The organism is Bifidobacterium intestinale, from assembly GCF_023656765.1.
GTDB classification, from domain to species: Bacteria; Actinomycetota; Actinomycetes; order Actinomycetales; family Bifidobacteriaceae; genus Bifidobacterium; species Bifidobacterium hominis.
Map to the genome: position 1 here is coordinate 141,786 of NZ_JAMOKR010000003.1, position 11,770 is coordinate 153,555.

The 11,770-nt window shown below is 57.8% G+C and carries 6 protein-coding genes; 1 reads left to right on the forward strand and 5 read right to left on the reverse strand.

The window, feature by feature from the left end; genetic code table 11:
* Nucleotides 1-626 precede the first annotated feature (626 nt).
* From pdxT to NBH13_RS05295, 3 genes are all read right to left on the reverse strand, one after another.
* Entirely contained in the window at nt 627-1,334 is a 708-nt protein-coding gene (gene pdxT, locus NBH13_RS05285; protein WP_250779200.1) for a pyridoxal 5'-phosphate synthase glutaminase subunit PdxT, read from the reverse strand.
* A 113-nt stretch (nt 1,335-1,447) separates the two neighbouring features.
* Complete coding sequence (pdxS, locus tag NBH13_RS05290; protein ID WP_004223372.1) at nt 1,448-2,323, reverse strand: pyridoxal 5'-phosphate synthase lyase subunit PdxS; 876 nt, start codon at nt 2,321-2,323, stop codon at nt 1,448-1,450.
* Between the two features lie 363 nt (nt 2,324-2,686).
* A complete protein-coding gene (locus NBH13_RS05295; RefSeq protein WP_250779201.1) occupies nt 2,687-6,661 on the reverse strand; it encodes a thiol reductant ABC exporter subunit CydD/CydC in 3,975 nt (1,324 codons plus the stop codon).
* 668 nt (nt 6,662-7,329) lie between these two features.
* Between NBH13_RS05295 and NBH13_RS05300 the strand changes: the two genes are divergently transcribed.
* Nucleotides 7,330-9,153, forward strand: a complete 1,824-nt coding sequence (locus NBH13_RS05300; protein WP_250779202.1) for an AMP-dependent synthetase/ligase — start codon at nt 7,330-7,332, stop codon at nt 9,151-9,153.
* Between the two features lie 320 nt (nt 9,154-9,473).
* Here NBH13_RS05300 and araA read toward each other — a convergent pair whose 3' ends face one another.
* Both araA and NBH13_RS05310 read right to left on the reverse strand, forming a co-directional pair.
* Nucleotides 9,474-10,991, reverse strand: coding sequence for an L-arabinose isomerase (araA, locus tag NBH13_RS05305; protein ID WP_065441009.1), 1,518 nt, complete (start codon nt 10,989-10,991; stop codon nt 9,474-9,476).
* Between the two features lie 73 nt (nt 10,992-11,064).
* Entirely contained in the window at nt 11,065-11,757 is a 693-nt protein-coding gene (locus tag NBH13_RS05310) for an L-ribulose-5-phosphate 4-epimerase (RefSeq protein WP_003833806.1), read from the reverse strand.
* Between the last annotated feature and the right edge of the window lie 13 nt (nt 11,758-11,770).

Sequence of the window (11,770 nt, forward strand, 5' to 3'; positions counted from 1 at the left end):
TTTGTACATCTCATTCATGTTTCGACGGTATTGAAGCACATTCGTAGTTGTCCAGCCGAACCGGGGTTGTGGTCGGAGAATGCAAAAACGCGCGATAAAGGCGTGTCGGCTGTGGATAACCCATGGCAGAATCCATTTGGGTCAATGAATGTGGATATTCCTGTGGATTGATGTGAGTCTATTTCTGAGCAAGTTCCCCATTTTCGGACGGGTTGCGAGCTCATCGGAAAATCCACGCATCAGTTCTGAATGCAAGGCGAATGGCTACCTATGACTTTTGTTGCCCCTCCTACGCGAAAAAGTCGAAAATGGTAAAAAATACGGGACCTTTCACAAACGGGGGTATAAAATCGGCTTAAAGTCGTTTGAACAGTGCCCCCGTATGCGAAAAAGCCAGTTTCCCGCCTGGAAATTCGACTCTTTCGAAATAGACAAGGCAGCCAAGGCATGCCCAGAGGCATCGGAATCCCGAGGATATCTCCGAAGAGGACCAGAGAGTCCCGAATAAACCCAGATAAACCCGAACAACCCGCAAACCACGTATAAAAACGGCGGCTTCCAAAACAATACCCTTGAAAGCCGCCGATCGCTTGGTCAAGCCACGACATGGACCACAGGCTACGGATTTACAGGCCCAAGAACAGCTCGTGAATGCGGGTATCGTCGGTCAGTTCCGGGTGGAACGCCGTAGCGAGAATGTTGCCCTGGCGCAAGCCGACCACATTGCCGTCGACCGACGTTTCGACCGTGGCCCGCTCGCCAACCTCAGCCACGAACGGTCCACGGATGAACACCAGCGGGAAATCCTTGAGCACAATAGACTCGGAAGCGGCACTTTCCGGAACGCGCTCCCCCGGCGCAACCGAAATGGCGAAATCGCCAGTAGCGGAACCGAAATCGGCGGTCGCAGCGAACGAACCAAGCTGACGTCCATACGCATTGCGGCGCACGACCGCATCCAACGCGCCAAAATAGACGTTCTCGTCGTTATCGAGACGACGAGCGAGCAAAATCATGCCCGCACATGTGCCGAATACCGGCTTTCCAGCGGCGATATGCGCGGCGATCGGCTCAAACAGGCCGGTCGAACGCAGCAATTTGCCCTGCGTGGTGCTTTCGCCGCCAGGCAGAATCACGCGGTCGATCGAATCGTCGAAATCCTCGGCGGCACGCAGCAGTTTCCACGGCGCACCAAGCCGATCCAGCATCGCGGCGTGCTCGGCGAATGCCCCCTGCACCGCAAGGATGCCGGTCACGCCATGCTGTGCGGAAGCCGCACCTTCGGCAACGTCAGTCGATTCTTCCTTCGAAATGTATTCAACGGCAACAACCATCGGATCTCCTTACCTGAACCATCGCGAATCATGCGAAACGGGCTGCGCGCGGCGCGTCGAACAGACATGCCGACAGCCGCACGCAGCGCACAGCGCACGAAAATACAGCGCAATCACTCGCCGCGGGCGGCCATGATGGTTTCGATTTCGTCTTCGTTGATGCCGACCATGGCCTCGCCGAGGTTCTCGGAAAGGCGGGCGAGCAGGTCGGCGTCCTGCCAATTGGCGGTGGCCTGCACGATGGCAGCGGCACGCTTGGCCGGATCTCCGGACTTGAAGATGCCGGAGCCGACGAACACGCCTTCGGCACCCAGCTCCATCATGAGCGCGGCATCGGCCGGAGTGGCCACGCCACCGGCAGCGAAGTTGACGACCGGCAGACGGCCGTTGTCGTGCACGTACTTGGCGAGATCGTACGGCACGGCCAGCTGCTTGGCGGCCTCGTACACTTCGTCGTCGCGCAAAGAGACGAGCTCGCGGATCTGCTTGTTCATGGTGCGCATGTGGCGCACGGCCTGGATCACATCGCCGGTGCCCGGCTCGCCCTTGGTGCGGATCATGGACGCGCCCTCGGCGATACGGCGCAGCGCCTCGCCCAGGTTCTTAGCACCGCACACGAACGGCACGTCGAACTGGTTCTTGTCGATGTGGTACACGTCGTCGGCGGGGCTCAGCACTTCGGATTCGTCGATGTAGTCGATTTCGATGGCCTGCAGAATGCGGGCTTCGGCAACATGGCCGATACGAACCTTTGCCATGACCGGAATGGACACGGCTTCCTGAATGCCCTTGATCATGGCAGGATCGCTCATGCGGGAAACGCCGCCGGCAGCACGAATATCGGCCGGAATACGCTCAAGCGCCATCACCGCGCACGCGCCCGCATCCTGTGCGATCTTCGCCTGCTCCGGGGTGGTGACGTCCATGATCACGCCACCCTTGAGCATCTGCGCCAGATTCTTGTTCAGTTCGTTCCTGTTGTTGGCCATCGCCAGCCTTTCGTCGAATCGTATTCCACCCTTCTGCAGAGCGGATATCTCTTGACACAGATACTAACGATTTTTCGTTACAAAATCATGTGAACTGAATATTTGCACGTCTCAAAAAGTTGCTTTTCTTAAATTCTGACTATCATTTTCATAATTGTTTCATTTTCTTACGATTTCGATTCCGCCGACGATTCCGCAATTTCGTTCGCTTTTCTTGCCTGATATGCGCCATTCGCTTTCGATTCGCGCGCACGGCTCCTTTCGACCGCACTTTCGATGCACGCTATAAGAAATACGAATGACGCATGATTTTCATACGACCACATTGCGGACGGGGGTGCAAATGGATTCGCGTATTGCGCACTACATACGCAGTATGCGATCAGCGATGCGCATGGTGGAATCGCGGTGCGACACCAGCACGACGGCGCTCCCCCGCTCAGCAAGATCATTGATCGACCCGAGAATCACCGACTCGTTATAGGCGTCAAGACGGCTCGTCGGCTCGTCGAACAGCACCAAATCGGCGTCACGAAGAAACATGCGGGCCAATCCGATGCGCTGTTTCTCGCCCTCCGAAAGGCGCCCGCCCAACTCGCCGACCTGCGTATCCAAGCCGTTCGGCAGCGCATCGACCAGTTCGAGCGCGGACGCCTTGGCGAGCGCTTCGCGCAATACGGAATCGGGAATGGCAGACGCTGCGGAATCGGCAGAATCGCAGGCAATAGCGAGATTTTCGCGAATCGTTCCGTTGAACAGATACGTCTCCTGCCCCATCATCGTCTGCACACGGCGACGCCAGCCAGCGTCAACCTGAGGCAATGGAATATTCGACAGCGAAATCGTGCCGGAATCCGGATCCCAGTAGCGCATCAGCAGTTTCAACATCGTTGATTTTCCACGCCCGGACGGGCCTTGAATACCGAGAATGCCCTGCCGTGAAACATCGAGTGAAACATGGTCGAGCACCGGTTGCGAGGCGATGCCGGCACCTTGTTCGCCGGAGGATTGCGCTTCCGCGGAGCGTGCCGGACTCATGCCAGTCGCATACTCCGACCGCCCGTTTGGCGTGCGTTCGCCGGAAATACGGGCGCCGGATCCATAGCCGAATGTGACGTCGCGCATTGTCATGCCTTGATATTCCGGGCGTTCGGCACCCTGCTCAACCACAGCGGGAACCTCATCCATCAATGCGAACAGGCGACGTGCCGAAGCAAACGTTTGCGTCAAATTCGCCGGCAGCGCGCTCAATGCAAGCGTCGGACCAAACGAGCTGACAAGCAATACAAAAGCCGCAACCAGCGCAGGGGCGTTCGAATCCGCGGAACCCATCCAAATCAGGCCTTCCGGCATATCGGCGGCAGTGGAAACCACGGTGCACAACGTCATCACAAGGAAAGCTGCAATTGCGGTAAACAGCATCACCAACACCGCGCCCAATCCTGCAAAATCGCCATTCTTCGCACTCAATCGTAAACGTTTGCCCCACAATGAAAGAGTGCGCCGCGTGATGGAAGCGAGCCGGGCATCGCCTTGGCCGAAGCGGATGATTTCGCCGATACCGCGCATATCGTCAAGCATTTCGTCGTCAAGGGCGGCGGATTCCTCGCGGAGTTTCGGACCGACGCCTCGCACCGCCGACGCGAACAACTTTGGCAGTATGACGCCGACGGTGAGGTGCGCGATGACCAACGTCACAGCGAGGGGTGCGCTTAGGGTGAGCAGTGCGAGTGTGTAGACGACGGTGGTCACAACGGCGATGACGATCGGGCTGATGGTGTGTGCGAAGAAGATTTCCAGCAGTTCCACGTCGGTGGTGACCAGTGCGATCAGGTCGCCTTTGCCTTTGCCCGCAAGCTTGGCGGGGGCGAGACGGCGCAGGGCTGCGAAGGCTTTCGCACGGAATAGCGCAAGCAGACGGAACGCCACGTTATGGTTCATGAACTGTTCAGCGTAACGCATGCCGCCGCGGATCAGCGCGCACACGGCCATGGCTGCGAGCGCCGCGGGAACGCTGAGGTTCCAGACCGGCGAGCCGACTGCGGCGAAGGCCGCCGCGATGCCGAACACCGGCAGGAAAGTGGCGGCGAGATGGCCGAGCGTGCCGCAGACGCACGCGACGATCATGTACTTGCGCTGCGGCCCAACCTCTTTGAGCAAACGCGCAATCACCCGCGCCGTCGGCATTGCCTTCGCGTCCGATTCTGCCGAATCGGACATACGAACGCCCGTTTTCGCACCCTGTGCGTCCGTTTCTGCAGAATCGGACACTTGGAGACCCATTTCCGCACGCTGCGTGACTGATTCTGCAGAATCGGACGCTTTAAGTGCGTGGGATGCAGAGGTGGAATGGGTTGCGTTATTGCGTAGACCTACGTTTTCCACGGTTTGCTGGGCTTGGAACAGTTTGGCGTATGTTCCGTTGGCTCGCATGAGTTCGGCATGTGCGTCCTGCTCCGTCACGCGCCCGCGTTCGAACACCACCACATAATCAGCGTCGGCCGCATTCGCCATGCGATGCGTCACCATGATCACGGTTTTGCCGCGATCGGCAAGCGCACGAATGGTTTGCAGAATCAGGGTTTCGCTTTCCGCATCGACGCTGCTGGTGGCTTCGTCGAAAATGTAGACGGCAGACTCCCGCAGCAATGCGCGAGCGATGGCGATACGCTGTTTTTGGCCTCCGGACAGGTTGCTTGCGCCCTGTTCGATGGCCAGGTCAAGTTCTTGCGATTGTGCACGCACGAATTCGTCGATATGTGCTGCTTCCAGCGCTTGCCACAGTTCGTTTTCGGTGGCATCCGGCTTGGCCATCAGCAGATTGTCGCGCAACGTCCCTGCAAAAAGGTGGCTTTGCGCCGCCACGATGGCGATTTCTCTCGTAAGGGATTCGATGGAAAGATCGGCGATTTGGTACCGTTGCGTCGGGTTATTTCCTGCGTTTCCGGGCCGCAGCCACATACATCCTTCATATCCGGAAAGATTTCCGGCGAGCAGTTCGACGGCGGTAGATTTGCCGGATCCGGACGGACCGACGATGGCGGTCACCTGCCCGCGCCGCGCAGTGAAAGAGACGCCATGCAATGCGACGACCGAACCATCGTCATCTTTCGGCATGCCTGTTTTTCCGGCACCAACCACACCGGATTTTTCCCCGGTTTCCCCGGTTTCCCCGGTTTCCACATCCGCCACAGCCGTATCCGCAGCCACGTCCGCATATCGGAACGACACGTCATCAAAGCACACGTCCACACCGTTATCGGAAGCGCCGAATTCCGGCATTCCCTGCATTCCGTGCGCAGGAATCGGCGTATCAAGCAATGCGAAAATACGCTTGGTTGAAGTCATGCCGTTCATCGCAACATGGAAGAACGACCCCAATTGGCGCAGCGGAATGAAGAAATCCGCGGAAAGAAGCACTATCAGCAGCACGCCGGCAAGCGGCAATGCGGCACCGCTCGCATACTGCCAGATCGCCACGCCCACGCCGGCCGCGGCACCCCCGTATGCGACGACGTCCATGGCGGTAAGCGAGCGCAATTGAATTTGCAGAACATTCATGGTCATTACGCGGAATTGTTCCGCTTGCTCGCTCATTTTCTTGGCGGCATGCGCATCGGCGTCAAAAGTTTTCAGCGTTTCAAGACCTTGTACATTGTCAAGAAACACAGATCCCATGTCGGTGTATTTTCCCCAATATTTTTTGAATACTCGGGCTGCGCGCATTGCGACCATGCCAACAATCAATACAATCAACGGCGCGCATACAAGCAATGTAACAGCCGTCGGCATATTAATCGGCGCAACTATAAAAAATAACGTTACCGGTGCGAGAATCGCATAAAACAGTTGTGGTAGGAATAATTCGAAGAAGCTTTGGATTTGTTCAATGCCTTCACCGGCAGATTGCACCACATCGGCAGTACTGATATGTTGCGAATACGACGGTCCAATCGCAAGCATTTTATTGAATAATTGTTCACGCAAAGCGAGTTTGACACGCTCGGCCGCTTCTGCGCCGAAATAGGCCGCGGCGCGCATCATCAGAAAACGCAGAACCGCACAGACCACAATCGCCAGCACGCATCCGATATACGTTTCCGCACTGAATCCGCCGTAGCCAAGGCCGACGAACATGCGGGAAAGCAGGCCACTATCGCCCATGGAGAACATTGGATCGAACGCCGATTCCACCACGGCAAGCACCGGCGAAAGCATGACCACCACCGTCACCACGAATACGACGTTGGACAGCAACCCGATCCATTGGCAGAACACTTTCGCCGCAACCAACCTCCCCACGCCGGGAGCGAGGGAAAACAGCCTCTTGTCAAACATAAACACCTTCCGTCCAATGAGCGCGCTCGCGTTGCCAGCTCGCCTACGGCCCAAAGCGCAATCGCCATGCATCCAACGAACGAATCGCAACAGGCCAATACGGGAAAACCGGTGCGTGGCAAACCGTTTTCAGCCTATCCAAGGCAGCTCGCAATCGTCAAGGGCGCATTGCATACAGCGAACCGTCGCAATCGAATTGCCATAATCGACCTCAAATCAGCAACGTTGAAAAGAGAAAGGCTGGATGTTCGCCGTTGAGCAGGCAGCCCTCTGACGCAAGGGGTAAATTGCGTCACTCGTGAGTGTACTCGATAAAAATCGCTCGCACCACCATTTCTTCGCATTTCGCTGATTTTACCGTCGTTTCGGGGATATTCGGGAAGCATGGCAACACCCCCGCAACCGTTACGTCAAACTTTTTTTGAACAGACACAGCGCGACACCCATCGTTTGACTTTTGACGATTTTCAATCGTTTGTCAGTTCATACAAAGTTGCTCAAATATTTCTTGTCGCTTCTCACAATGCAGACTTACGGACCCGTAACTTACCATATACGAGGTGCGCAAGGGGTAGGAAACGCGGACACACGGTTTGTATCGCTCCCGCACGCATCACAAGCAGAAATACGCGGAAATAACGCAAAAACCGCGAGAAAGAGAACGCTTCATGCTCACCGAGTACACCACCCCGGGAACTTCCGTTGAGGTACGCGACGACGAAACCATCTACTCCCTGCTCACCGAACGCATCGAACGCACCGGAGAAAGCACCATCATCGCGGAACGTAAAACCGGTCCGGGCAAATGGGTCGAGGTGACCACCGGCGAATTCCACAATGACGTGATCGCCGCAGCGAAAGGCCTCATCGCATTCGGCATCAACAAGGGCGATGCCGTCACCATTTTCTCCACCACCCGTTACGAATGGGGTGTGCTCGACTTCGCGCTGGCCGCAATCGGCGCGGTGAACGTGCCGATCTACGACACCGATTCCGCGGCGCAGGCCGAACGCATTCTCAACGATTCCAGCGTGAAGCTCGCCATCGCCGATGATCGCGAACGTTTCGACCGCTTGGATTCCGTGATCGACCACTGCCCGAACCTGCAGCACATTCTCATGCTCGACTCCAATGCGATGGGCGCGTTGGAAGGTATGGGCGTGACCGTTTCCGACGAGGAGCTCGAGTCGCGTATCACGTCGGTGAAAGCCGACGACCTGGCCACCATCGTATACACCTCCGGTTCCACGGGGGCTCCGAAGGGCGCCGAACTTTCGCACCGTAATTTTGTGAGTATCACGCGCGCAGGCAGCATCGCATTGCATGAGATAATTCTTGACGATCAGCCGCGTTTGCTGCTGTTCCTGCCGCTTGCGCACTGCTTCGCGCGTTTCATTCAGTATGCGTCGATCGCTTCCGACGATGGCGTGGTCGGCTACCTGCCCGACACGAAGACGCTGCTTCCGGACGTGCGCTCGTTCGAACCAACGTACCTGCTGGGCGTGCCGCGCGTGTTCGAAAAAGTGTATAACGCGGCCTCCCGCAAGGCTGGCATGGGCTGGAAGGGACGCCTGTTCCTCAAGGCAGCCGAAGCTGCACGCGACTGGTCTCGCATGCAACAGGCCGGAGAACGTCCGACCGCCAAGCAGATCGCACAGCATCTTTCATATGAGGCTTCCGTGTATCGCGCCGTTCGCGGAGCGTTGGGTCCGAAGATCAGGTTTGTTGCCTGTGGTGGTGCTCCGCTCGACGTGTCACTCGCACACTTCTTCAACGGCATTGGACTGCCGATGATCCAAGGCTACGGCATGACGGAGACCGCAGCACCGTTCGCCGCGAACCGCGTGACAGACAATGTGATCGGCACCGTTGGCCAGCCTGCCCCGGGCTCGTCGATTCGCATTTCCGAAGATGGCGAACTGCAGGTGAAGGGCCCGAACGTGTTCATGGGATACCATAATCTGCCGGAGAAAACCGCTGAAGTGTTCACCGAAGATGGCTGGCTGCGCACCGGCGATTTGGCAACGATCGATGATGAAGGCCGTATTACGATTACCGGACGCAAGAAGGATATTATTATCACCGCCGGCGGCAAGAACGTTTCCCCGATTCCGATGGAGCAGGAGATTGCAAAGTGCCCGATTGTGGAGCATGCGGTGGTTGTCGGCGACAATCGCCCGTTCATCGGTGCGCTGATTACGCTGGATCCGGAAGGATTGGCAGCTTGGCTGCCGTCCGTAGGATTGTCTGCAGACACTCCGCTCGACCGCATCGCGACCGCCGCTGCCGTACATGATGAGATTCAGAAGTATGTGGACAAGGCGAACGCAACGGTTTCGCGCGCTGAATCCGTACGCAAGTTCGTAGTGCTCGACACCCAGTTCACGCAAAGCAACAAGTGCCTGACTCCGTCACTGAAAGTGGTGCGTCCGGCAGTGAACCGCGTGTTCGCCAACGTGATCGATCAGCAGATCTACAACGGCAAGCGCTGAATCGCATAATGCATAAACGCGTGGGGTGCGAGAGAATATAAACGTTCTCTCACACCCCACGCTTTTGTTCTGTCTGTACAACTTTCGAGGAATACAAACGAGCGCCGGCGATCGGAATTAATCCGACCTGCCGGCGCTCATATGGCAGAGATTAGTGATGAATCCAGAATGTCTAACGACACTCCATCAGCCATTGTCAGTAAAGCGACAATCAGTGACGGTTCCGTCAGTGCATAACGCGTGCGGTAACGGTGCGGCAGAAGGCGAAGGCGTACGAGGGTACGTCGAGTCTTCTGCCGTGCCGTTAACGCTCCGTTATGTCAGTGACGGTTGTTGAGACGGTGGTACATTTCGGAGATCTCAAGGTCGCGCTCGAATTCTGCGGCCTTGGTATTCGCGTCGATGGTGGCGAGTTCGACACCGGCGATGCGGGCGAAGTCTTCCCAAGCCTCGCGGCCGACGGAGGTGGTCATGCAGGTGTGGTGGGATGCGCCGGAACGCAGCCAGCACTCGGCGGAGGTCTTGAGGTCCGGCTGCGGCTTCCATAGGCCACGGGCGCACGGCAGCTGCTTGAGTTCGCCAAGCGGCTCGACCACGTCAACGAGGTTCATGGTCAGGCGGAAGCGTTCGCGCACGTCAGACATGGACACGACGACGGCGTCCTTCTTCGGGGCGACGGTGAAGACCAAGCGCACCGGATCGGCCTTGCCGCCGATGCCGAGCGGATGGATTTCCAGCTTCGGCTTGGCGATGGTGCCGACGGACGGGGAGACTTCGAGCATGTGGGAGCCCATGATCATCTCGTTGCCCGGGGTGAAGTTGTAGGAGTAGTCCTCCATGAGGGAAGCGCCACCTTCGAGGCCGTAGCCCATCACTGCACCGATGCGCACGAGCACTGCGGTCTTCCAGTCGCCTTCGGCGGAGAAGCCGAAGCCGTACTCGGACGGGAAGCGCTGAGGGCCAACGCCCGGCAGCTGCGGGAGGGCGCCCAAGTCTTCGAAGTTGTCGACGCCGGCGGTGCAGCCATTGGCGCGCATCATGTTGACCATGGCGGCTTCTTCCTTGGCCGCGATGAACAGGGAATCGTACTTGGCGTCAAGCAGAGCCGGATCAACGTCGTACTTGGCCTTGTAGTCTTCGATGATGCTCTTGACCTGATCGTCCTTGACGGCTTCGTAGGCTGCGACGAGCTCGTTGACGGCCCAAGTGTTGATGGATGCGCCGAACACGCGCTCGGCTTCGGTCTTGTCGCCTTCGGTGACGGCCACGTTGCGCATGTTGTCGCCCCAACGCATGACCTTCATGTTGTTGGAAGCATCCCAGCCGGCGCAGGCGCGTGCCCAAGTGCCGATTTCTTCGGCAACGGCCGGATCGGTGTAGTGGCCAACCACGATCTTGCGGTTGATGCCCAGACGGGTCAGGATGTAACCGAACTCACGGTCGCCGTGTGCGGCCTGGTTCAGGTTCATGAAGTCCATGTCGATGGTTTCCCACGGGATTTCGAAGTGGTGCTGCGTGTTGAGCTGCAGCAGCGGCTTGGTGAGCACTTCGAGGCCGCGGATCCACATCTTGGCCGGGGAGAAGGTGTGGCACCAGGTGATCACGCCGATAACGTTCGGGTTGGCAGAGGCTTCTACCATGAAGGCCTTGACGCCGTCGGAGGACTTCAGGGTCGGCTTAAGCACCACCTTGACCGGGATCTTGCCGGTTGCGTTGAGCGCGTCGACGATTTCGCCGGACTGCTCGGCCACCTGACGCAGCGCTTCCTCGCCGTACAGATCCTGGGATCCGACGCCGAACCAGACTTCCTTGCCTTCAAACGGGTTTTCCATTGCCATTTGATTGTTCCTTTACTTCGTTGTTTATGGAGTTTTTAAATTATTATTTCGATTGCGATCGCTGATTTGCAGCTCAGTGTTGTCCGTAGACGTTGGTGTAACGGTCGTTAAGCTTGTCGATGTCTTCCTGGGCAATCGGGATGATGTCGCCGATCTGCTTGGCGGCCCACATGGTGCGGGCGACCTCTTCGGTCATAGCGGCCGCCTTGACGGCGCCTTCAGCATCCTTGCCGATGGTGAACGGGCCATGGTTCTGCATGAGCACGGCCGGGGACTTCGGATATTTCTTCAGGGTTTCCACCACGCCTTCGCCGATGGCTTCGGAACCGATAAGACGGAAGGGACCTACCGGCACCGGACCGCCGAATTCGTCACCCATCATGGTCAGACCGCAAGGAATGTTCTGACCGGTGGCCGCCCATGCGGTGGCGTAGGTGGAGTGGGTGTGCACTACACCGTAGACGTCGGGCATGTGGCGGTAGATGTAGGCGTGGGAGGCGGTGTCGGAGCTCGGGGCTTCGGAACCGTCCACCACGTTGCCGTCGAGGTCGCAAACGACCATCGAGCTCGGGGTGAGGTACTCGTAACGCAGGCCGGAGGGCTTGATGACCATCAGGTCGGCGGTGTGCAGACGCTGGGAGACGTTGCCGGCGGTCCACACCACGAGGTTCCACTTGATGAGCTGCTCGTGCAGGGTGGCCACGACTTCGCGCACCTGCTTGACTTCGGCGCGTACTTCCGGGCCGTAATCAGCCAAAGTTGCCATGATATGTTTCCTT